The sequence below is a fragment of the Priestia sp. JNUCC 25 genome (genome assembly GCF_053667915.1).
In genome coordinates, this window is record NZ_CM132211.1 from 1,221,291 (window position 1) to 1,243,308 (window position 22,018).

The 22,018-nt window shown below is 39.9% G+C and carries 20 protein-coding genes and 2 riboswitches; of the genes, 16 read left to right on the top strand and 4 right to left on the bottom strand.

Annotated features, from left to right (window positions below; all coding sequences use genetic code 11):
• Window positions 1-91 precede the first annotated feature (91 nt).
• The 8 genes from JNUCC25_RS06245 to JNUCC25_RS06280 all read left to right on the top strand — a co-directional run bounded on the left by JNUCC25_RS06245 (window position 92) and on the right by JNUCC25_RS06280 (window position 9,807).
• The gene (locus JNUCC25_RS06245; protein WP_013082207.1) at window positions 92-811 is read left to right on the top strand and encodes a FadR/GntR family transcriptional regulator; all 720 of its coding nucleotides are present in this window, start codon (window positions 92-94) and stop codon (window positions 809-811) included.
• Window positions 812-949: 138 nt separating this feature from the next.
• On the top strand, window positions 950-2,470 hold the full coding sequence (locus JNUCC25_RS06250; protein ID WP_013055946.1) for a nicotinate phosphoribosyltransferase: 1,521 nt from the start codon (window positions 950-952) through the stop codon (window positions 2,468-2,470).
• A 35-nt stretch (window positions 2,471-2,505) separates the two neighbouring features.
• Complete coding sequence (nadE, locus tag JNUCC25_RS06255; RefSeq protein WP_013055947.1) at window positions 2,506-3,336, top strand: ammonia-dependent NAD(+) synthetase; 831 nt, start codon at window positions 2,506-2,508, stop codon at window positions 3,334-3,336.
• A 481-nt stretch (window positions 3,337-3,817) separates the two neighbouring features.
• On the top strand, window positions 3,818-4,537 hold the full coding sequence (locus tag JNUCC25_RS06260; protein ID WP_029325071.1) for a (Fe-S)-binding protein: 720 nt from the start codon (window positions 3,818-3,820) through the stop codon (window positions 4,535-4,537).
• A gap of 17 nt (window positions 4,538-4,554) precedes the next feature.
• Window positions 4,555-5,994, top strand: a complete 1,440-nt coding sequence (locus tag JNUCC25_RS06265; RefSeq protein WP_013055949.1) for a LutB/LldF family L-lactate oxidation iron-sulfur protein — start codon at window positions 4,555-4,557, stop codon at window positions 5,992-5,994.
• Window positions 5,969-6,685: a LutC/YkgG family protein gene (locus tag JNUCC25_RS06270; protein WP_029325073.1), complete on the top strand. Its 717-nt coding sequence runs from the start codon at window positions 5,969-5,971 to the stop codon at window positions 6,683-6,685. Before JNUCC25_RS06265 ends, JNUCC25_RS06270 begins: the two co-directional genes overlap by 26 nt.
• Window positions 6,686-7,128: 443 nt before the next feature.
• Window positions 7,129-9,285 carry a PAS domain S-box protein gene (locus tag JNUCC25_RS06275; RefSeq protein ID WP_258198329.1) on the top strand — a complete coding sequence of 719 codons (2,157 nt, stop codon included), beginning with the start codon at window positions 7,129-7,131 and terminating at the stop codon, window positions 9,283-9,285.
• Window positions 9,286-9,303: 18 nt separating this feature from the next.
• Window positions 9,304-9,807 carry a methylated-DNA--[protein]-cysteine S-methyltransferase gene (locus JNUCC25_RS06280; RefSeq protein WP_029325075.1) on the top strand — a complete coding sequence of 168 codons (504 nt, stop codon included), beginning with the start codon at window positions 9,304-9,306 and terminating at the stop codon, window positions 9,805-9,807.
• Here the strand turns inward: JNUCC25_RS06280 and JNUCC25_RS06285 are convergent, their stop codons facing one another.
• The 4 genes from JNUCC25_RS06285 to JNUCC25_RS06300 all read right to left on the bottom strand — a co-directional run bounded on the left by JNUCC25_RS06285 (window position 9,808) and on the right by JNUCC25_RS06300 (window position 13,532).
• Window positions 9,808-9,972, bottom strand: a complete 165-nt coding sequence (locus JNUCC25_RS06285; RefSeq protein WP_013055953.1) for a hypothetical protein — start codon at window positions 9,970-9,972, stop codon at window positions 9,808-9,810.
• Window positions 9,973-10,105: 133 nt separating this feature from the next.
• Window positions 10,106-11,164, bottom strand: coding sequence for an S-methyl-5-thioribose-1-phosphate isomerase (gene mtnA, locus JNUCC25_RS06290; RefSeq protein ID WP_029325076.1), 1,059 nt, complete (start codon window positions 11,162-11,164; stop codon window positions 10,106-10,108).
• A gap of 35 nt (window positions 11,165-11,199) precedes the next feature.
• Complete coding sequence (gene mtnK, locus JNUCC25_RS06295) at window positions 11,200-12,372, bottom strand: S-methyl-5-thioribose kinase (protein ID WP_029325077.1); 1,173 nt, start codon at window positions 12,370-12,372, stop codon at window positions 11,200-11,202.
• A 135-nt stretch (window positions 12,373-12,507) separates the two neighbouring features.
• Window positions 12,508-12,658, bottom strand: a riboswitch (SAM riboswitch).
• A gap of 91 nt (window positions 12,659-12,749) precedes the next feature.
• Entirely contained in the window at window positions 12,750-13,532 is a 783-nt protein-coding gene (locus JNUCC25_RS06300) for a carbon-nitrogen family hydrolase (RefSeq protein WP_029325078.1), read from the bottom strand.
• Window positions 13,533-13,644: 112 nt separating this feature from the next.
• On the opposite strand from JNUCC25_RS06300, the gene JNUCC25_RS06305 reads away from it, so the two are divergent.
• From JNUCC25_RS06305 to JNUCC25_RS06340, 8 genes are all read left to right on the top strand, one after another.
• The gene (locus JNUCC25_RS06305; protein WP_029325079.1) at window positions 13,645-14,817 is read left to right on the top strand and encodes a pyridoxal phosphate-dependent aminotransferase; all 1,173 of its coding nucleotides are present in this window, start codon (window positions 13,645-13,647) and stop codon (window positions 14,815-14,817) included.
• 130 nt (window positions 14,818-14,947) lie between these two features.
• Window positions 14,948-15,054, top strand: a riboswitch (SAM riboswitch).
• Between the two features lie 79 nt (window positions 15,055-15,133).
• On the top strand, window positions 15,134-16,378 hold the full coding sequence (gene mtnW / locus JNUCC25_RS06310) for a 2,3-diketo-5-methylthiopentyl-1-phosphate enolase (protein WP_029325080.1): 1,245 nt from the start codon (window positions 15,134-15,136) through the stop codon (window positions 16,376-16,378).
• Complete coding sequence (locus JNUCC25_RS06315; protein ID WP_013055959.1) at window positions 16,375-17,040, top strand: 2-hydroxy-3-keto-5-methylthiopentenyl-1-phosphate phosphatase; 666 nt, start codon at window positions 16,375-16,377, stop codon at window positions 17,038-17,040. Before mtnW ends, JNUCC25_RS06315 begins: the two co-directional genes overlap by 4 nt.
• Window positions 17,037-17,675: a methylthioribulose 1-phosphate dehydratase gene (locus JNUCC25_RS06320; RefSeq protein WP_013082222.1), complete on the top strand. Its 639-nt coding sequence runs from the start codon at window positions 17,037-17,039 to the stop codon at window positions 17,673-17,675. Before JNUCC25_RS06315 ends, JNUCC25_RS06320 begins: the two co-directional genes overlap by 4 nt.
• A gap of 15 nt (window positions 17,676-17,690) precedes the next feature.
• Window positions 17,691-18,206, top strand: a complete 516-nt coding sequence (locus JNUCC25_RS06325) for a 1,2-dihydroxy-3-keto-5-methylthiopentene dioxygenase (protein WP_013055961.1) — start codon at window positions 17,691-17,693, stop codon at window positions 18,204-18,206.
• A gap of 122 nt (window positions 18,207-18,328) precedes the next feature.
• Entirely contained in the window at window positions 18,329-19,405 is a 1,077-nt protein-coding gene (locus tag JNUCC25_RS06330; RefSeq protein ID WP_013055962.1) for a sugar ABC transporter substrate-binding protein, read from the top strand.
• 16 nt (window positions 19,406-19,421) lie between these two features.
• Window positions 19,422-20,927, top strand: a complete 1,506-nt coding sequence (locus JNUCC25_RS06335) for a sugar ABC transporter ATP-binding protein (RefSeq protein WP_029325083.1) — start codon at window positions 19,422-19,424, stop codon at window positions 20,925-20,927.
• On the top strand, window positions 20,924-21,958 hold the full coding sequence (locus JNUCC25_RS06340) for an ABC transporter permease (protein WP_454222982.1): 1,035 nt from the start codon (window positions 20,924-20,926) through the stop codon (window positions 21,956-21,958). Before JNUCC25_RS06335 ends, JNUCC25_RS06340 begins: the two co-directional genes overlap by 4 nt.
• Window positions 21,959-22,018 lie beyond the last annotated feature (60 nt).

Consider the following 22,018-nt stretch of genomic DNA (forward strand, 5'->3'; position numbering starts at 1 on the left):
AGGATTTCGGTAAAATGTAACAGAAACGTAAAAGAAGAAAAAGTCTCGGTTAATGTAAACCTTGGTGAACGAAAAAAATGAGGTGGAAAACGTGGAATATAAGCGAATTAAGCCAAAAAAAATATACGAAGAAGTAGCCGAAACGCTTCTTGAGAATATAAAAGAAGGCAGTTTAAAGCCTGGTGACCGTTTGGATTCAGTGCAGCAGCTGGCGGAAAACTTTCAGGTAGGGCGCTCAGCTATTCGTGAAGCTCTTAGTGCTTTGCGGGCGATGGGGCTGCTCGAGATGAAGCAGGGGGAAGGCACATTTGTACGAGAGTTTAACTCCGATATGCTGTCTTTGCCTGTAACTAGCGCTGTATTAATGAATAAAAATGATATTGAACATTTGCTTGAAGTGAGAAAGGTATTAGAAATTGGGGCTGTTCGTGCTGCAGCTCAAAAGAGAACAGATGCGGACCTCAAGCAGCTGTCCGATAGTCTGGAACAAATGAAAGGAGCGTTTGGCAATGAAGAGCTGGGAGAGAAAGCAGATTTTGCTTTTCATTTAGCCATTGCTAAAGCCTCGCAAAACCCTCTTTTAGTGAAGCTTATGAATAACGTATCAGAAATGATGATTGAAACGATGAAAGAGACAAGACGCATCTGGCTTTATGCAGAAGAGAAAACGGCTGAACGGATTTATAAAGAGCATCAGCAAATTTATGAAGCTATTCTTTCTCAGCATGCAGAAGACGCTCAGCATTTTATGATGAGTCATCTTGATAATGTTGAACATGTGTTAATGAAATACATACCCGAAGAGAAATAATTCCATTTCAGGTAGAAAAGTGTGCACCAAATAACAGAAAAACTAAAATTCAAGCACCTTCTGATAATTTATGCTTGCTCTATTGTGAAAAGATTTACATAATAGAAACTAGGATTGTCAAATGGAGGGTTACAAAGTATGAAAAAGCAATATAGAGATGATAGTTTAGCTTTGCATACAGATTTATATGAACTGAATATGGCACATACGTATTTTAAAGACCATATTCATAAACGCCGTTCTGTATTCGAAGCTTACTTTCGTCGGATGCCGTTTGAAAGCGGTTATGCTGTGTTTGCCGGGCTAGAAAGAGTAATTGATTTTATTGCTAATTTTAGGTTTAGCGAAACGGACTTAGATTATTTATATGAAGAATTGCATTATGAAGCGGAGTTTATCGACTATTTAAAGCAAGTTCGCTTTAGCGGTAATGTTCGTTCGGTTGTAGAAGGCGAAATGATTTTTGCTAACGAACCAATTCTGCAGATTGACGCTCCTTTAGCGGAAGCGCAGCTTATTGAAACGCCGCTTTTAAATATTTTAAATTTCCACCCGCTGATTGCGACAAAAGCATCGCGTATTCGCCTAGCCGCGGGAGAAGATAATTTATATGAGCATACGGGTACGAATCAGCTTATGGAATTTGGTTCAAGAAGAGCACACGAGATGGATGCTGCATTTTACGGGGCAAGAGCTGCTTATATTGGAGGCTTTGATGCAACCAGTAATGTAAGAGCGGGGAAAGTATTTGGAATTCCCGTGTCTGGTACTCATGCTCACGCGCTTGTTCAAGTCTATCGTGATGAATACAGCGCGTTTAAAAAGTATGCGGAATCACACCGTAACTGTATCTTTTTAGTAGATACATATAATACGTTAAAATCAGGTATTCCCAATGCTATTAAAGTAGCAAAAGAAATGGGAGATCGCATTAATTTTATCGGTATTCGATTAGATAGCGGAAGACTTCCATATCTTTCTCAAGAGGCAAGAAAAATGCTTGATGAAGCTGGCTATCATGATGTGAAAATTTTTGCTTCGAATGACCTTGATGAGTACAGCATTCTAGATTTGAAAGCGCAAGGTGCCAAAATTGATGGATGGGGAGTTGGAACAAAGCTCATGACCTCTTTTGATCAGCCTGCGCTAGGAGCTGTGTACAAGCTGGTTTCTATTGAAGATGATTATGGAAACATGGTGGATACGATTAAGCTGTCAGAAAATCCAGAGAAAATTTCAACTCCCGGCCTAAAAGAAGTATATCGAATTGTAAATCAAGTGAACCACAAATGGGAAGGCGATTATATTACGATGCAGGACGAAGTGCCGAACGAAGAGCAGCATTTAAAAATGTTTCATCCGATTCATACGCACGTCAGCAAGTTTGTAACGAACTTTAACGCACGTAAAATTCACCAGCCAATCTTTGCACAGGGAAAGCTTGTGTATGAGCAGCCTACCATTGAAGAAATGAGAGCCTACTGCTTACAAAACTTAAAGCATCTATGGGATGACTATAAAGTTATTACAAAGTCGAACGAAGATGTATTTCGTCCTACAGAGTATCCGGTAGACTTGAGTACGAGCTGCTGGGATAACAAAATGCAAAATATCGAAGAGACTAGAAGCAAGTTACTATCTGATACAGTGCTTGTGTAGATTCCATCAGCTAGTAATGAGAGGAGAGTTTTTTTATGAAAGAGCTACAAAAGCAAATTATTGAAGAAATGAACGTACAAAAAGAAATTAATCCCGTGGAAGAAATTCGCCGCAGCGTTGATTTTCTGAAATCCTACATGAACAAATATCCTTTTTTACGTTCGTTTGTACTAGGTATTTCCGGCGGCCAAGATTCTACGTTAACTGGAAAGCTGGCGCAGCTAGCGGTTAATGAGTTGAATGAAGAGGCCGGAGAAGAGCGCTATCAGTTTATTGCTGTTCGTCTTCCATACGGTGTGCAGGCAGATGAAGCAGACTGTCAAGATGCACTTGCTTTTATTCAACCAACAAAATCTATTTCTATTAACGTAAAACCAGCAGTAGATGCTATGCTTTCTGCTGTTGAAGAAGCGGCAGATGATAAAGTTTCCGACTTCAACAAAGGAAATGTAAAAGCACGTGAACGAATGATTGCGCAATATACGGTAGCGGGCATGTACAGTGGAGTCGTACTCGGAACGGATCACTCTGCTGAAGCTGTTACAGGATTTTATACAAAATTCGGTGACGGAGGAGCTGACTTAGTCCCTATCTTCCGTCTGAACAAGCGACAAGGAAAACAAATGCTAAAAGAATTAGGCTGTCCCGAGCATCTATATATGAAAAAACCAACGGCTGATTTGGAAGAAGATCGTCCACAGCTTCCGGATGAAGAAGCGCTTGGCGTAACGTATGAGCAAATCGACGATTATTTAGAAGGCAAAGATGTAGGTGAACATGCTAGTAACGTCATTGAAGGTCACTTCTTAAAAACGCAGCATAAACGCCAATTGCCAATCACAGTATTTGATGATTTTTGGAAATAAATAAGTAAGAAGCTAAGACAAAAGTAGTTTAGTTGAAGGAAGATCCGAACGGTGAAGATTCTTGATAGAGAATCTTCACCGTTCGGATTTTTTTAATGTTATGGCAAACGTAGGTTTCACGTGTTTCGTTTCTTCTAGCGGTTGATTGGAGGGCAAGACGAAGACTCCTGCGGAAAAAGCGGAAGGGATGAGACCCCGCAGGAGCGGAAGCGACGAGGAAAGCGAAGTCTTGCACGGAAATTAACCCCGGTGTAACAAGTAATTCACATTAAATCATTTATCCAATTTGCTCGTCTTTAGACTGAAATGATTTAGTTATGCCTCAATTTCCTAGTTTTTATGAAAAAAAGATAGCAAACAAAGAAAGGTATTTTTGAAAAACTAGTGAAATTAGAAAAACATAGGAGTATAATAGCATTAAGTCATCTGATGACCTGTTAACTAAAAAGAAGTAAAATGATCAGCTTGGAGGGAGCAAATGATGAAAGTATCTTTATTTGCCACATGTTTGATTGATATGTTTCAAACAAATGTAGGAAAAGCGACGGTAGAATTGTTAGAACGATTAGGCTGTGAAGTGGATTTTCCAAAGAGTCAAGTTTGCTGCGGGCAGCCTGCGTATAATAGCGGTTACGTAAAAGAATCAAAAGAAGCGATGAAAAACATGATAAAAGCGTTTGAGCATGCAGAGTACGTTGTATCTCCGTCTGGATCGTGTGTGACAATGTTCAAAGAGTATCCTCATCTTTTTGAAGGTGATGCTGCATGGCATGAACCTGCCGTGAAGCTTGCTGATAAAACGTATGAGCTAACAGATTTTATTGTAAACGTTTTAAAAGTGGAAGATGTAGGAGCCAGCTTAAATGGGAAAGCCACTTATCATTCTTCCTGTCATATGACGCGTTTGCTGAACGTAAAAAAAGAACCTTTTACACTATTAAACAATGTAAAGGGTCTTGAAATGGAGAACCTTGAAAACAGTCATAACTGCTGCGGATTCGGTGGGACGTTTTCGGTTAAAATGGGGCAAATCTCTGAACAAATGGTCGATGAAAAAGTAGGCTGTATAGCTAAGACAAACGCAGAGTACTTAATTGGAGCTGACTGCGGCTGTCTTATGAATATTGGAGGAAGAATTGAACGAAAAGGACAGCCTGTAAAAGTGATGCATATCGCTGAAGTATTAAATAGCAGAATGTAAAGAAAGGAGAATACCGAATGTCTATGAAAATAGGAAATGATCAGTTTAAAAAACGCGTCGATGATGGAGTCAATAATGCGTTTATGCGCTTTGCAGTTTCAAGTGCTCAAGAGCGCTTAAGAAGCCGTAGATTAGATGCGGCAGAAGAGCTAGGAAACTGGGAAGAATGGAGAGCGCTTGGCGAAGAAATTCGTCAGCATACGCTTGAAAATTTAGATTACTATTTAGAGCAGCTCACTGATAATGTAGCTAAACGCGGAGGCCACGTTTTTTTCGCTCAAACAGCTGAAGAAGCGAATGAGTACATAAAAAATGTAGCGAGGAAAAAACAGGCAAAGAAAGTGGTTAAATCCAAGTCAATGGTTACAGAAGAAATTCATATGAACGCTGCTTTAGAAGAACTAGGCTGTGAAGTTATTGAAACGGACTTAGGAGAATATATCCTGCAAGTAGATGATCACGATCCGCCTTCTCATATCGTAGCTCCTGCGCTTCATAAAAATAAAGAACAAATTAGAGATGTATTTCAGGAAAAGCTTTCTTATAAAAAGACAGAAAAACCTGAAGAACTAGCTCTTCATGCCCGGGAAATGCTGAGAAAAGAATTTTTATCAGCAGATATTGGCATCACAGGATGTAATTTTGCGATTGCAGAATCTGGATCTATTTCACTTGTTACCAATGAAGGAAATGCAAGGCTAACGACCGCCCTTCCTAAAACGCAAATTACGGTTATGGGAATGGAACGAATTGTGCCAACATTTGAAGAGTTTGAAGTGTTGGTAAGTCTGTTAACTAGAAGTGCAGTAGGTCAGCGGCTTACAAGCTACGTAACGGCACTTACGGGACCTAGACTTCCAGGGGAAGTAGACGGACCGGAAGAATTTCACCTAGTGATTGTAGATAACGGACGATCTGCGATTTTAGGAACTGAGTTTCAATCTGTTTTACAGTGTATTCGCTGTGCGGCATGTGTGAATGTATGTCCCGTGTATCGCCATATTGGAGGACATTCATATGGATCTATTTATTCAGGGCCGATTGGAGCTGTATTATCTCCTTTACTTGGAGGCTATGAAGACTACAAAGAGCTTCCATATGCCTCAACGCTATGCGCAGCCTGCACAGATGCCTGTCCGGTCAAAATTCCGCTGCATGAGCTATTGCACAAGCATCGTCAGCGAATTGTTGAAAAAGAAGGAAAAGCACCTATTTCGGAAAAGCTGGCGATGAAAGCATTTGGCTTGGGAGCAGCTTCTTCTTCTCTATATACAGTGGGCGCTAAAGTAGCACCGGCAGCTCTTACTCCTTTTATGTCAGGAAGTAGTATTTCCAAAGGGCCTGGTCCATTAAAAGCGTGGACGGAAAGCAGAGAGTTTCCAGCGCCTACAAAAGAGCGCTTACGAGATTGGTTTGATAAAAGGAGTGATGATGATGAACGGAAGCATTCAAAATAGAGACAGTTTTTTAGACAATGTTGCTGCTAATCTTAAGCGAAGCAGGCGAACAGGCGGTGTAGTAAAGCCACAATGGAGGCATGCTCCTCAGCATGAGGTCTACCGCAACTATTCGCCGGATCAATTAAAGAAAGAGCTTGAAAACCATTGCGAACGTATTCATACTCGCTATGTAGAAACCTCATCACAACACTTACCAGATGCCCTTGAGGAAGCCGTAGCGAACTATGGAAATGGTCTTGTCTGCACGTGGAATGATCCCAGGTTTTCTGAATATGGATTGAATCCGCTGATGGAGAAATGGGAAACAAACCGTAACCTTCACGTATGGAATTCAGTAAAAGGCGATGAGAATGTTAAACTAGCTGAACAAGCAAACGTCGGCATCACGTTCAGTGATTTGACGCTAGCGGAATCTGGAACAGTTGTTTTGTTCAGCAGTGCTGCAAAGGGACGAGCGGTAAGCTTGCTGCCCGCCACTTATATTGCAATCATACCTCAAAGTTCAATTGTCCCTCGCATGACACAAGCCGCTGAAATGATTCATGAAAAAGTAGAGCGAGGAGAAACGATTGCTTCTTGCATTAACTTTATTACGGGACCGAGTAATTCAGCTGATATTGAAATGAATTTAGTAGTTGGTGTGCATGGGCCTATTCAAGCAACTTATATTGTAGTGAATGATCGATGAGGCCGGGACAAAAGTATTTTAGCCCAAGTGAAAAACGAACCATTAATCAACGTGTTTGATTAATGGTTCGTTTTCTTTGTTATGTTGAGCGTAGGTTTTATCTGTTTCGTTCCTTCTAGCAGTTGATTGGAGGGCAAGCGACGAGGAGGCTCAGCCGCCGCCCGCGGAAAGAGAAGCCTTGCACAGAAATCAACGGCGGTGTAACAATTGATCTATACTAGGGCGCTTATCCAATTTGTTCGTTTTTAAATTAGATTGATGTAGTTATGTCCCAGCCTCTTTTATTCATACTTTCTTTCTAAATAGCGGGATAATGTGAAGAAATGTCGCATTTTGAATAAACGTGCCTAATTTTAAAAAGGTAAAAAGCAAATCTTGTAGAATACTAAGTCTATAGATAAAAGGTGGGGAAATGGGAAGTGCAAAAGAAAGGAGCAATGAGCATGTCACCACATAGAGAATTAACATCTGAAGCTGCGCAAAAGCAGCAAGGTGAATTACAGCAGCTACGAGCTATTTTTAATGACGTATTAGATGCCATTGTCGTATTTGATGAGTATTTTCAAGTTATAAATGCAAATGAATCAGCCTGCGGGCTGTTTGAAAAAACAAAGGATGAGCTATTAACGCATCAAATGAAAGATTTTCTGATGTATTTTCCGTATGACATGATTGAAGCGTATTATCCTGCACTGTTAGAAGAAAGCTATTTCAAATATGAAGGCGCGATGACGCTTCGAAGCGGCATGATGAAACATGTTGAATTTACTTCACACAAACATAGTCACATGTCGGGCATTATTGTGTGTACATTTCGAGATATTACGCAGCACAAAATGATGGAAAATGAACGGTTTATTAGTCATCATATGTTTATGGATGTATTTAATGAAGCGGTAGACGGAATTGTCATTTTTGATCGAACGGGTCAGCTTATCGACGCGAACCCTTCATTTTGCGAACGATTAAATTATACAAGAGCACAGCTTCTAACCAAAACATTAGAAGAGCTTGTAGAACCTACTTATCATTATAAGGTGAAAAAATTATGGAGAACTCTGCATCAAGAAGGAAAGACAAGCGGTGAGCTACCGATCAGGCTCGAAAATGGAGACGTTACTTTTTTTGAATTTACCACAACGGCTAATATATACAGTCAATACTATATGTCCATTATGAGAGACGTGACGGAAAAACGGCTGATGGAGCAGCAGCTGTTGAGAAGCGAAAAAAATTTCAGGGCTATTTTTGAAAATGCGATTGAAGCGATCTTGATTTGGGGAGACGATGGTGAAATCTTGAACGCTAATCTTGCTTCTTCGCGTACATTTGAGCTGCCGTTAAACAAATTAATTGGAAGCAATTTGTATACGTTTATCGATACAAAAAGCTTTAGTGCGTTAAAGGTGCTCCAAACGTTTCAAACAAAAGGAGAAATTCGCAATCAGCTTCCTTTTTACATGCCAAATGGAGAAATCAAACAGTTGGAATTCACAGGGAAAAAAGGCATTATAGAAGGAGACCATTTAACGATTTTTCGAAACATCAGTGAACGTACAAAAATTGAACAGGAGCTTCGGAATAACGAAGAGAAATTCAGACAGATTTTTAATGGTTCGATCGATGGGTTAGTTTTATGGGACGGCAAGCGAAATATTATTGATGTAAATTCTTCTCTTTGTGATATTCTAGAACTCAGCAAAGAGGAGATTTGTGCGCACTCCATGGAGGATTTTATTTCTTCAGCGAATTTAGATGTGGTCATTGAGCATAAAGAAACGATTGAGCAAAAAGGGGAAGCTGAAGGAGAGATTACGTACGTTACGGGGAACGAAAAAGTTAAAAATATCGAATTTTCTACGAAAAAAGATATCTTGCCAGGTCTATATATGACGCTTTTAAGAGACGTAACGGAACGAAATCAAATGCAAGAGCAGATTCGGAAATCGGATACGCTTCAAGTAGTCGGACAGTTAGCAGCTGGGATTGCGCATGAAATCCGCAACCCGATGACGGCTTTAAAAGGGTTTGTTCAGCTGTTAGAAAGCAGCATTCAAGAAGATCACTCTCTTTATTTTGATATTATTAAATCTGAATTAAAAAGAATTGAAACCATTATTACAGAGTTTCTAGTACTCGCTAAGCCACAGGCCGTAAAGTTTGAAAAGAAAAATCTAGCTGCGGTTGTTAAAGAAACGATTGATTTATTAAATGCTCAAGCGCTTTTAGAAAATATTCAGTTTGAACTAAGTGTGTCTCCTCAGCTGCCAATGGTGTACTGCGAGCCTAACCAGATTAAGCAAGTACTAATAAATGTAATTAAAAATGCAATTGAAGTCACGTCAAACGGAGGAAGAATTATTGTTGAAGTTTACTCTACAGAGCCGCACTACGTGACGGTCTCCATTCGAGATCAAGGAGACGGAATGCCCGAAGAGCGCATCAAGCGCTTAGGAGAACCATTTTATACGACAAAAGAAAAAGGAACGGGACTCGGTTTGATGGTCTCATATAAAATTATCGAAGAACATAAAGGGCGAATTGAAGTGGAAAGCAAAATAGGAGAAGGCACAGCTTTTCATGTTATTCTTCCAGCTTAATTAGAAAGGATAAAAAATATGTACTACGGAGAAATGAATTTATTTTCTGATTTAAAAATTTATATTGTAGCCTCGGAAAAAGGGGTTCAACATATTTGGTTTGATAGCGATGATCATAACGAGCAACTTAAAAAACTTGTCCATGATGAGGATTATCACCATGTGAAAGAAGCAAAGAGACAGCTGCAGGATTATGCTACAGGGCGCACGCTAACATTTGATTTGCCTTTGGATGTAAAAGGAACAGACTTCCAAAAAGAAGTGTGGTTAACGCTTAAAGGTATACCTTATGGACAAACGTGGTCTTACAGTGAGGTAGCGGAGTCTGTTAATCGCTCTAAAGCCGTAAGGGCTGTGGGACAAGCGAATCGTCGAAATCCACTGCCTATTATTTTACCTTGTCACCGTGTGATTGGAAAAAATGGAGCATTAACAGGTTATGCAGGCTCCCAAACTCATATAAAAGAGAAACTATTAATGCTTGAAAGAAATGTAGCAAAAGGCGCTCTGGAGTTGAAATAACTATTCACCGTCTAATTTCCAGCCTTCTCCTTGCACAAAAACACCGTCAATTTGTTGAGGAGAAGGGAGGGAATTTAGTTCTTCATCTTTGGATAAATCGAATAGCTGATATTGCTGCTTACGATTCAGCGCTTTGTTTTTATCCGTTTTTTGCTCTGAACTCATATTTACTCCCCCTTATTCAAAAAGAATCCCCTATAATATATGTAGAAAAAGAAGAGAGTACTGTTACAATTGTGTTACAAATGCAGTTGAAAACCAGTGCTCAACAAAAAAAGCCGCTGCTATGCGGCTTTTTTTATTGAGCAGATTGCAGCAAAACTTTTTGAATGGATTCAAAAGACGGAGAATGGATAATTCCATGCTCTGTAATAATGGCCGTAATCAGTTCGCTTGGCGTCACATCAAAAGCTGGATTGTACACAGAGATTCCGTCTGGAGCAATTTGTGTATCTCCAATGTGCGTTACTTCTTTAGGTGAACGTTCTTCAATAGGGATGCTGCTGCCGTCTTGAATAGATAAATCAAATGTGGACTGCGGCGCTGCTACGTAAAATGGAATACCGAATGCTTTCGCTAAAAGAGCAAGTCCATATGTTCCAATTTTGTTAGCCGTATCGCCATTTGCTGCAATGCGGTCAGCACCTACAATAATCCCATTAATTCCTTTTGTTTTAATTGTATGAGCGGCCATATTATCCGTAATCAGCGTCACGTCCACTCCCGACTGCTGAAGTTCCCATGCTGTTAAGCGAGAACCTTGAAGAACGGGTCTTGTTTCACAGGCAAATACTTCAAGCGGAATATCGCGCTGCTTAGACAAGTGAAAAGGTGCTAATGCTGTTCCATAATAAGCTGTAGCAATTGAACCAGCATTACATATTGTCATGATTTTATCTTTCTTTTTAAATAAAGAAAGAGCATGATCTCCAATTCGGTAGCACGTTTCTTCATCTTCTACTTGAATTTGAATAGCTTCATGAACAACTTTTGTTTTAGCTTCATTAACGGACGAAGCGGATTCAGCGCTTTTCGCTACGCGCTCCAATGCCCAAAATAAATTGACGGCAGTAGGGCGTGAACTAGCTAAATACTGTTGATCAAGAGCTAGCTTTTTGTTAAATTCCTTGACTGAATCTGTGTCATAGCTAAGCGCAGAAAGAGCAAGACCAAAAGCCGCCGTAATGCCAATTGCAGGGGCTCCGCGTACTTTCAAGGTAGTGGTAGCATCCCATACGTCTTTAATGGTTTGCAGCTTAATATATTCAACTTTGCCAGGAAGCTGCTGCTGATCTAATAAAGTAATATATGATTCATTCCATTCCACTGAGCGCGGAAGTGATAGTGTATTTGTCATGCTGATACCGATCCTTTCATTGTGTACATTATTGGTTATCGAAGTAAATGTTCAAATTCATTTGGTGAAACGTCTTGTTGGTGCAGAAGCAAATAACGTCCAATTTTTAACGCAGTACGTTTAGCGTTAATTTTTCTTTCCTCTGAAGAAATTTCGTCTAAGTCCGCCACGTGAGCTAAGCCAATCGTACGTCGAATGATTTCACATCCTGCATATCCAACAGCATCTTGCCACGTTTGCGTTAAAATTTCATGTAATAAGCGCTCATCTTTAGCGAAAGGTTCAGTGTTTTCAGAATGCCAAAGCGCAGTAAAGGTATCTTTGAATACGTTCCATGTGTTCGTAATGTGTGCAAATAACGGTTCGCGATTTGTTTCTCGAGAAAGAGCATTTAAAAATAAATTCGCAACAAATTGCCCTAAATCGAATCCAAACGGACCGTAAAAAGCAAACTCTGGATCAATCACTTTCGTTTCTTGACTGCTAGCAAAGATGCTGCCTGTATGTAAATCACCGTGGATTAGGGTTTGCGCATTTGTTAAAAATTTATATTTTAATTTTGCTGCTTGTAGCTTTACATCACCATCATTCCACAATTCTTCTACATCAGGACGCAGTGCTTTTTCAAATTCATTTGTATCAATATCAAAAAAAGGATCTGTAAACACTAAATCTTCCGTAATATTGCATAAGTCCGGGTTGCTGTACTTAACAACTTCTTCTTTTTTATCCTGAGGCTTTAAGGCGAAATCAGACGTTTTGAACGCAATATGTCCTAAAAAAGAACCGATATGCTGTGAGAGCAGAGGATAACTTTCACCTTGAATAAGTCCGGCGCGAGAAATCGTTAAATGAGACAGATCTTCCATGACCGTAACAGCAAGCGTTTCATCGTGGTAATAAACAGCGGGCACAAGTTCTGGCGTAAATGCACCAAATTGCTTGAGCGCATTGCTTTCAATTGTGGCACGGTTCAATGATAGAGGCCAGCTTTCGCCTACAACTTTTGCATAGGGAAGTGCTTGTTTGACGATAATGGATTTATTCGTTTGATCATTTATGATGTGAAAGACGAGATTTAAGTTGCCGTCACCAATTTCACGGGCAGTCAGCGCTTCTGTGGCATCAAAAAGACCTAGCTTTTTCACAAGTTTGATTGCTGAAATTTCTGTTAAAGGCTGATACTTCTCTGTTTTTGTTGTTGACATCGGAATCCCTCCATAGTTTATTAAACTGATTTGTTTACTAAGTTAATAGGTTTAAGAATATATGGAGGCTTTTATAATTTTAGAAAATATAAAAGCCTCTTTCGTTGGAAAGAGGCTTGATTGTAGTGTTCAAACCTCTTATCTGCCAGAAAGAATTACTTTCTGTTGGAATTAGCACCGTGCCTTTGTAAAACATGTTTTACGGGTGTGATCCATCTTAGGATGGAATGACGGTCGGTTGCTGGGCTTCACAGGGCCAAATCCCTCAGCCAACTCTTGATAAGAGTACGATTACTTATTCAATTTTGATTTGTTTGAATATTTTATGATATCTGGTGAAAATCGTATCATGCAAAAAAACGGCTGTCAATATATAATTAATAAAATTCTGTGCGGCGATCTGTAAAGACAGGAATTTGTTTACGAATTTCTTTTACAAGTTCCAGGTTAACGTCAGCACTTAAAAGTTCTTCGCTATCGCCAGCTTCAGCGATTATTTCTCCCCACGGATCGATGACTAAGGAATGTCCGGCAAATGTGTTATTAGGATCTTGGCCTACACGATTACACGCAATTACATAGCATTGATTTTCGATTGCACGGCTAATGAGCAGGGCTTTCCAGTGGGCAAGTCTTGGAGCCGGCCACTGAGCGACAACAAACAAGACTTCTGCTCCGCTGCTAGTATGAACCCGAATCCACTCTGGAAAACGAATATCGTAACAAATAACTCCTGCGCACAGTGACTGTTCAAGTGTAAAAAGATTTTTTGCTGTTCCTGCTTCGAGATAGAGGTGTTCATCCATTAATTTAAATAAGTGCAGTTTACTGTATTCTGATACTTCACGACCTTTTCGGTCAAAAATATACATCGTATTCGTGACGCCTTGCTCTGTTTTTTTTGCAATCGAACCTGCCACAATATTTACTTCGTTTGTTTTAGCAAACTGAGAGATTAATTGCTTGGCTTGCTGCCCTTCATCATCTGCAATTTCGTCTAGCCGCGTCAAATCATAAGCTGTATCCCATAGCTCCGGAAGCACAAGGATATCAGGGTTTTCTTTCAGGGCTTCCGTCATTTTTTGTTCGATATATTTTCGGTTTTTAGTTGGGTTTCCAAACGCAATATCAAGCTGCAAACACGTAATTTTTACACTCACTTTATCATCCGTCCTTTTTTTAGTAGTTGAAAAAAATGACTTTACAAGTTGAGTATTACAATATATTATTTGTGACTAGAATTTCAAGAATTTTTTGAGAAGGTGTGCGATGATGAAACAATTTGAGCAATCGGAACTATTAAAAAGTTTACCAAAACAATTTTTTGCATCACTTGTAGGCAAGGTAGGAAAAGTAATGGCCCAAGGGCACGACGTTATTAACTTAGGGCAGGGAAATCCTGATCAGCCTACTCCTTCACATATTGTAGAAACACTGCAAAAAGCAAGTGCTAATCCTATGCATCATAAATATTCTCCATTTCGGGGGCACCAGTTTTTAAAAGAGGCTGTGGCGACTTTTTATAAGCGAGAATATGGCGTTGATGTGGATCCTGAAAAAGAAGTAGCTATTTTATTTGGCGGAAAGGGTGGACTTGTTGAAATCCCGCAGTGCTTGTTAAACCCTGGAGATACGGTGCTGGTTCCGGATCCTGGATATCCTGATTACTGGTCTGGAGTAGAGCTTGCAAAGGCAAAGATGGAAGTGATGCCGCTCACGGATGAAAATCATTTTCTACCCGTATACGAAGAGATAAGTGAAAGTGCTAAAGAACAGGCAAAACTCATGTTTTTAAACTATCCGAATAATCCTACTGGTGCAGTGGCAACGGCAGAATTTTTTGAAGACACCGTGGCATTTGCTGCCAAGCACGATATTTGTGTGGTACACGACTTTGCCTACGGAGCAATTGGATTTGATGGTAAAAAGCCAATCAGCTTTTTACAGACTTCTGGTGCAAAAGAGACGGGAATTGAAATTTATACTCTTTCTAAAACGTATAACATGGCGGGATGGCGAGTTGGATTTGCTGTAGGAAATGAAAGTGTAGTAGAAGCTATTAATCTTCTTCAAGATCATATGTATGTCAGTCTCTTTGGGGCGGTTCAAGAGGCAGCAGCCGCAGCTCTGTTGGAATCTCAACAATGTGTGAATGATTTAGTTAAGCGCTATGAATCTAGACGCAATACCTTTATTCAAGGGCTTCGAGAAATTGGTTGGGATGTTACATCTCCAGCAGGCTCCTTTTTTGCATGGCTAAAAGTTCCTAAAGGATATACTTCCGAACAGTTTTCAGATTTACTTCTTGAAAAAGCGCACGTTGTAGTTGCGCCTGGTGTAGGCTTTGGAACATATGGTGAAGGCTATGTGCGCGTAGGACTGCTGACGGATGAAGAGCGCATGAGAGAAGCTGTATCTCGAATAAAAAAATTAAATTTATTTTAAAAACGCATTGACAACTCTTTTTGAGTTGGCTTAATATGTAAGAAGTTAACGAGATTAATAACCTATAAATCCTAGCGGTATTTTTTATTTAGTATATAATCTACGAATTCAATTTAAATAAATAGCAACTTTCTTATTAAGAGTAGGTGGAGGGACTAGCCCGATGAAGCCCGGCAACCGACTTAACGCATGTTAAGCACGGTGCTAATTCTTGCAGCAGCAGCTGAGAGATAAGAAGAGCAACGAAAGCCTCTTCTTAATCACAGAAGAGGCTTTTTTATTAACGATATTAAACAGCAAGGGAGTTTTTAGCATAATGAGCGAAATCGTTGCAAGCTACTTACTACATGATAATAAAGGGAATTTTCATAAAAAAGCGGAAGGAATCGCTTTAGGACTAACCGTCGGCTCATGGACAGATCTGCCGCTTTTAGATCAACAGCAGCTTCAAAAGCATAAAGGGCGCGTCGTGTCAGTAACTGAGCTTCAAGATTGCGAACGTGTAAACGGATATTTAGGCGGAGAAATTAAGCAGGCTATTGTCAAAATTGCTTATCCAACTGCCAACTTTTCAAAAGATTTACCGGCTATTTTAGTTACGGTTTTCGGAAAACTATCACTTGATGGAAAAGTGAAATTATTAGACTTGGATTTTCCTGATGAATTATTAGCTGAATTCCCAGGACCGCGCTTTGGAATAGAAGGTATCCGAGAGAAATTAGGCGTTTATGACCGTCCGCTTGTGATGAGTATTTTTAAAGGCGTGATTGGAAGAGATATGACGTACTTAACAACTCAGCTGCGTGAGCAAGCGCTTGGCGGAGTGGATTTGGTTAAAGACGACGAGATTTTGTTTGATAGTGAACGAACGCCTTTTGAAGCTCGTGTTACAGAAGGGAAAAAAGTACTGAATGAAGTATACGAAAAAACGGGACACCGCACGCTGTATGCTGTTAATTTAACGGGACGAACGTTTGAATTAAAAGAAAAAGCGAGAAAAGCAGCTGAGCTAGGAGCTGATGCACTTTTATTTAATGTATTTGCTTACGGGTTAGACGTACTGCAGGCGCTTCGAGAAGATGATGAAATTAACTTGCCGATTATGGCTCACCCAGCTGTTAGCGGAGCGCTTACGCCATCAGAGTTTTACGGTTTTTCAAATTCATTACTGCTTGGAAAGCTATTACGCTTAGCCGGAGCAGATTTTTCACTGTTTCCATCACCATACGGAAGCGTAGCGCTTTCTCTTGAAGATACGACAGGAATTGCCTACGAATTAACGCGTCCTGTATACAAATATAAGCAGTCTTTCCCGGTTCCTTCAGCAGGAATTCATCCTGGAATGGTACCGCAGCTTATGAAGGACTTTGGAATCGACAGCATTATTAATGCAGGAGGCGGAGTTCACGGTCATCCAGACGGAGCTATCGGAGGAGGAAAGGCATTCCGTGCGGCGATAGATGCAGTACTCTCTCATCAAACACTAGCCGAAAAAGCGGAAGAATCAAAAGAGTTGCAAAAAGCCTTAGAACTATGGGGAACAGTAGAGGTGAAAGCATGACATCGTTAAAAATCTTTTGTGACTTTGATGGAACAATCACAAATAGCGATAACATTATTGCTATTATGAAGCAATTTGCTCCTCCGGAGTGGGAAAGTATTAAAGACGACGTGTTGGCACAGCGCGTCTCCATTCAAGAAGGAGTAGGGCAAATGTTTGCCTTGCTCCCCGTGGAATTAAAGGAAGATATTATTTCTTATATTTTAGAGACGTCTGCTATTCGAGATGGATTTGATGATTTTATTGCCTATACAAAAGAGCACCATATTCCGCTTTATATTGTAAGCGGAGGAATTGACTTTTTTGTAAAACCACTTTTGGGAAATCGAGTTGCAGAGGAAATGCTCTACTGCAACGGATCTGATTTTTCCGGTGAGCGCATTTCCATTACGTGGCCTCATACATGTGATAAACAGTGTACAAATAACTGCGGCTGCTGTAAGCCAACGATTATTCGCCATCTTGCAGATGAAAGAGATCATACGGTTGTTATTGGCGATTCCATTACGGATTTGCAGGCTGCCAAATTAGCTGATACGGTCATTGCACGTGACTTTTTAATCAAAAAATGTGAAGAGCTATCTCTACCGTATCGTCCTTTTTCTACTTTTTATGATGTGATTCATCATTTACAAGAATTAACAGAAGAGGTGAAAGCATGAGTATCATGGCTCAGCAAAGATTGCATGAGCTTGCGGATATAAAAGATGAGCTGGCAGAGCGCGATTGGTTCTTCGGTACAAGCGGAAACTTAGCAATTAAAGTGGATCAAAATCCGACAACTTTCTTTGTATCAGCAAGTGGAAAAGACAAAAGAAAACGTACAAATGAAGATTTTTTATTAGTTGATCAATACGGAAAGCCTGCAGAAGACACGCATTTAAAGCCTTCTGCTGAAACGCTTTTGCACGTTAAGATTTACGATTTAACGAATGCTGGGTGCAGTCTTCATGTACATACAATCGACAACAACGTGATCTCTGAACTGTACGGAGATGAAGGCGTTATTTCATTCAAAGGTCAAGAAATTATTAAGGCGCTAGGCATTTGGGAAGAAGATGCGGAAATTACTGTTCCGATTATTCCGAATTACGCAGATATTCCGACACTAGCAGAAGAGTTTTCTCACCATATAAAAGGCGATCAAGGCGCGATTTTGATTCGTAACCACGGGATTACGGTATGGGGGAAAAATGCATTTGAAACAAAAAAAGCGCTAGAAGCCTATGAATTTCTATTTAGCTACCATGTCAAATTACTGTCACTTAAAGGCATTAAGCCAAAAGTGCATTTATAAAAGGAGGAAACAACAATGGCGCAAATTCGCTTACATGTAAACAATAAAAGAATTGAAACTCAAGAGGAAGTATCAGCTTTTCTGGCAAACAATGAAGTTATTTATGAAAACTGGGATATTACAAAACTTCCAGAAAATCTTCGTGAAAAATATGATTTAACTGATGAAGAAAAAACAGAAATTTTAAACGCTTTTGGTGAGGATATTAAAGATATTTCTGAACGCCGCGGCTATAAAGCTCAAGATGTTATCTCGCTATCGGAATCTACACCAAATATTGATGAATTGTTAAAAAACTTTCAGCGCAAGCATATTCATACAGATGACGAAGTTCGCTTTATTGTAAGTGGTCATGGAATTTTTGTTATTCAAGGAAAAGACGGCGAATTTTTTGATGTTGAATTAGAGCCGGGCGATTTAATTTCAGTACCAGAAAACATTCTTCATTACTTTACACTAATGGAAGATCGTAAAGTAGTCGCTGTCCGAATTTTCGTGACAACTGAAGGATGGGTACCTATTTACGCATAACAATTACTTGTAAAGCATAGGTCATCATCACCCCGCTTTTACATCTAAAAGCGGGGTATTCTTTGGATTATTATAAAACTAACTATTTTTATGTGAATAATAAGTTTAATGGGAGGAACACCATGAAAAAGAGTAAAAAAATGCTGTGGCCACTTACTTTGCTCGTGCTTCTAGTCTTTGCGCTGGCTGCCTGCACGAAAGAACAGCCAAGTCTAAACGAGAAAGCACAGGCAGCTCCAGCGCAGCAAGCGGCTTCTGCTAAGCCTGTACAGCAAGAAGGAAAAAAGGTTACGAAAGATACAAAAATTGCGCTTATTTCTGAATTTACGTCAGGCACTCATGCTGCTCAATATATAACAGGTGTGACAAAAGCGGCTAAAAAAGCAGGAGTACAGCTATCCGTTTCTGATTCAAACAATGATCAATCCAAAATGGCTGCTTATTTAGACACGGCTATTAACCAAAATGTTGACGGTATTATGATTGACCACGGCCGGGCTGAAACTCTTGAACCTGGTGTGAAGCGCGCGATTGCAAAAGGAATTCCCGTTATTGCAACAGACGTAGAATTAAAAGTAGAAGGCGTTACAACCATCGATCAAGACGATTATATGCTTGCGCTCCAGGGCTTGAAACAAATGATGCAGGACATTAACGGAAAAGGAAACATTGTATATGCGTTTGTTGGAGGCTTTGCGCCGATGGAAAAGCGCGACAGTATTTATAAAATTATGATGAATCGCTATCCAGATGTAAAACAAATTGCCACGTTCGGAAGCGCAACGGACAATACCTCATTAGACACACAAAATAAAATGGCAGCTGTGTTGAAGCAGTATCCAAATAAAGGAGACATTGCGGCCGTTTGGGCACCTTGGGACGAATTTGCAAAAGGAGTAACAAGAGCGATTAAAGAAGCAGGACGAGACGAGATTAAAGTGTACGGAGTAGACTTATCTGATGAAGATTTGCAAATGATGCAGGCAAAAAACAGCCCGTGGAAAGCGTCAGCTGCCGTAAATCCAGCTTCAGTAGGAGAAAAGCAAGTTGATCTGCTTCTTAAAAAGATTTCCGGTCAAGACATCCCTCGCTATTATTCCTTTGATCCCGTTTTAGTCAAACAAACAGATTTGCCTAATCAAACGATTAATATGGATCAGCTTAGTCAGTACGTAGAAGAATGGGGTAAAAAAGAATAGAAGTGGAGGGATAGAGATGACGAACGAGCTTTCAATGAAGAACATTATAAAAAACTTTGGTTCTTTTCAAGCCCTGAACAAAGTCGATTTTACTGTTCAAAAAGGGGAAATTCATGCTTTATTGGGAGCCAATGGTGCCGGTAAAAGTACGTTGATGAAAATATTGTGCGGAGCTTACGACGAATACGAAGGAAAGATCTACAAAGACGGAGGTGAAATCTCCATTTCTTCTCCTAAAGAAGCTAAGCGCCACGGCATTGGCATTGTGCATCAAGAAGTCGATGTAGCGCTGATTCCTTCGCTATCAGTAGCTGAAAACATCGTGCTAGATGTGCAGGCTTCTAAGAAAAGTAAGACATTTGTAAACTGGAAATCTATTTATAAAAAAGCGGAAGAAGCTCTTGCTTTACTTGGTTCTTCTCTATCCGTTAGAAAAAATGTTGTTGATTTAACTCTATCAGAGAAGCAGCAGGTGCTTATTGCACGTGCAATTGTACAGAACGTTGACTATTTAATTTTGGATGAACCAACCGCACCTCTTAGTGTGGAAGAGACGAAACAATTGTTTTCTGTGATGAGAGAGCTGAAGAAAAATGGAGTAGGTATTATTTACATTTCACATCGTCTTCAAGAAGTGGTAGATATTTGTGACCGCTTAACGGTTTTAAAAGACGGACGCTATGTAGCCACAAAAGAAACTTCACATACCTCGATCGAAGACGTGATTACACTTATGTTAGGAACGGCTTCTGTAAAGCAGTGGGTCAAAAAATCAGTAGAAGTTGGAAACCAACTTTTACACGTAGAAGCATTATCTCTTCCAGGGCGGCTTTCTAATATCTCTTTTCATGTAAAAGAAGGAGAAGTAGTAGGTATTGCAGGGCTTGTGGGAGCAGGAAAAACGGAGCTTTGCCGAAGTCTATTTGGATTGGAGCAATATGTCAGCGGCAGTGTTGAGTTAAAAGGCAAGAAATTAAAGTTGAATAAGCAGCCCTATTATTATATTGCACAAGGTCTTTCTCTTGTTCCTGAAGAACGAAGAAAAGAAGGGATTTTTGTTCATGAATCGATTGCGGATAACTTAGTTTTGCCAAGTCTGTCCCGCTTTACAAATTATTCGTTTCTAAAGCGAGGAAAGATCAAAGAAAAAGCGCAGAAAACGACTGGGCAAGTTGGAGTAAAGTCTCATTCTATCGAGCAGTCAGTTGGAACGTTAAGCGGTGGAAATCAGCAGAAAGTAGCAATCGGAAAATGGCTTGTTACGGACTCTGACGTACTGTTGTTCGATGAGCCAACTAAAGGGGTCGATGTAGGCTCCAAGCGAGAGATATTTGATTTAATTACAAATCTTGTGTCACAGCAAAAAGGAGTTGTTTATGCAACCTGTGAATTCGAGGAGCTGCTAGGGGTAGCGGATCGAATTTATGTTATGTACAACGGAAAAATCGTGAAAGAATTATCCAAAGAAGAAGCAACTAGTGAAAAATTATTTTATTATACAGCAGGAGGAGTAAAAGGATGAGTGCGGAGTATGTAACAGAACCTGTAGCGAAACCAAAGAGAAAAATAAGCATTTTCGACTTTTTTTATAAATATGGGACAGTCTTAATGATTTTTATTATTATGATTATTTTTTCCATTGCCACACCTAACTTTTTAACAGGAGAAAACATTAGTGATATCCTGCGCTCTATTTCCATTGTTACCTTAATCGCGCTTGGTGTAACAATATCGTTAACCGTCAACGGACTCGATTTATCTGTAGGGTCTACGGCTGGATTAGCCACTATTTTATCAGCCTCTATGCTTGTTTTACACAGACAAGAAATTGCAGTCGCTATCATTGTTCCGATTATTGCATCGCTTCTTATCGGGTTAGTAAATGCTTTTTTAGTAGTGAAAGTAAAGATTCCTGATATTTTAGCTACTCTTTCAATGATGTTCATCGTACAGGGGATTTTATTAACGTATACAAAAGGCTCAGCTATTTATACCAATATGCCTTTACCAAGCGGAGACAGAGCTCCGGGAATTTTTATTCCATCTTTCCTTGCGCTAGGGCAAGGTCACTTTCTAGGTATTCCTGTTCCTGTTATCATTATGCTGCTGACTGTGCTGCTTGTTCATATCGTTTTTTCCTATACGAAGTTTGGGCGTTTTTTCTACGTAACAGGAGGGAACATAGAAGCTGCAAGACTTTCGGGTGTACCGGTTAACCGTTACCGTATGTATGCCTATATGTTTTCAGGTTTGCTTGCTGGAATTGGAGGAGTCGTTTTAGCTGCCCGTATTGGAGTAGGAGAAGTGAACGCCGGCTCACCATTTTTAATGGATGCCGTAGCTGCTACATACATTGGCTTTTCCGTATTTGGAGCAGGGAAACCAAATGTATTCGGGACGCTGATTGGCTCTATTTTAATTGGTGTGCTGTTAAATGGGTTAACGATGCTAAATGTTCCGTATTATATGCAAGACATTATTAAAGGAGCTGTATTAGCAGGAGCCTTGGCTTTGACGTATTACCGCTCGAAACAAACATCTACGGCTGTGTGAACAGCCGTTTTTTTTCGTTTGAAATCGGGAAGAATAAGGAAAAACAATAGTATAGCCTAT

What these genes read in the sequence shown, in the direction of transcription:
- JNUCC25_RS06275 (WP_258198329.1), top strand. Translation starts at nt 7,129, where the DNA reads ATGTCACCACATAGAGAATTAACATCTGAAGCTGCGCAAAAGCAGCAA.
- mtnA (WP_029325076.1), bottom strand. Translation starts at nt 11,164, where the DNA reads ATGACAAATACACTATCACTTCCGCGCTCAGTGGAATGGAATGAATCA.
- JNUCC25_RS06265 (WP_013055949.1), top strand. Translation starts at nt 4,555, where the DNA reads ATGTCTATGAAAATAGGAAATGATCAGTTTAAAAAACGCGTCGATGAT.
- JNUCC25_RS06330 (WP_013055962.1), top strand. Translation starts at nt 18,329, where the DNA reads ATGAAAAAGAGTAAAAAAATGCTGTGGCCACTTACTTTGCTCGTGCTT.
- mtnK (WP_029325077.1), bottom strand. Translation starts at nt 12,372, where the DNA reads ATGTCAACAACAAAAACAGAGAAGTATCAGCCTTTAACAGAAATTTCA.
- JNUCC25_RS06320 (WP_013082222.1), top strand. Translation starts at nt 17,037, where the DNA reads ATGAGTATCATGGCTCAGCAAAGATTGCATGAGCTTGCGGATATAAAA.
- JNUCC25_RS06285 (WP_013055953.1), bottom strand. Translation starts at nt 9,972, where the DNA reads ATGAGTTCAGAGCAAAAAACGGATAAAAACAAAGCGCTGAATCGTAAG.
- JNUCC25_RS06305 (WP_029325079.1), top strand. Translation starts at nt 13,645, where the DNA reads ATGAAACAATTTGAGCAATCGGAACTATTAAAAAGTTTACCAAAACAA.
- JNUCC25_RS06280 (WP_029325075.1), top strand. Translation starts at nt 9,304, where the DNA reads ATGTACTACGGAGAAATGAATTTATTTTCTGATTTAAAAATTTATATT.
- JNUCC25_RS06250 (WP_013055946.1), top strand. Translation starts at nt 950, where the DNA reads ATGAAAAAGCAATATAGAGATGATAGTTTAGCTTTGCATACAGATTTA.
- JNUCC25_RS06325 (WP_013055961.1), top strand. Translation starts at nt 17,691, where the DNA reads ATGGCGCAAATTCGCTTACATGTAAACAATAAAAGAATTGAAACTCAA.
- JNUCC25_RS06335 (WP_029325083.1), top strand. Translation starts at nt 19,422, where the DNA reads ATGACGAACGAGCTTTCAATGAAGAACATTATAAAAAACTTTGGTTCT.
- JNUCC25_RS06270 (WP_029325073.1), top strand. Translation starts at nt 5,969, where the DNA reads ATGATGAACGGAAGCATTCAAAATAGAGACAGTTTTTTAGACAATGTT.
- JNUCC25_RS06315 (WP_013055959.1), top strand. Translation starts at nt 16,375, where the DNA reads ATGACATCGTTAAAAATCTTTTGTGACTTTGATGGAACAATCACAAAT.
- JNUCC25_RS06340 (WP_454222982.1), top strand. Translation starts at nt 20,924, where the DNA reads ATGAGTGCGGAGTATGTAACAGAACCTGTAGCGAAACCAAAGAGAAAA.
- JNUCC25_RS06260 (WP_029325071.1), top strand. Translation starts at nt 3,818, where the DNA reads ATGAAAGTATCTTTATTTGCCACATGTTTGATTGATATGTTTCAAACA.
- nadE (WP_013055947.1), top strand. Translation starts at nt 2,506, where the DNA reads ATGAAAGAGCTACAAAAGCAAATTATTGAAGAAATGAACGTACAAAAA.
- mtnW (WP_029325080.1), top strand. Translation starts at nt 15,134, where the DNA reads ATGAGCGAAATCGTTGCAAGCTACTTACTACATGATAATAAAGGGAAT.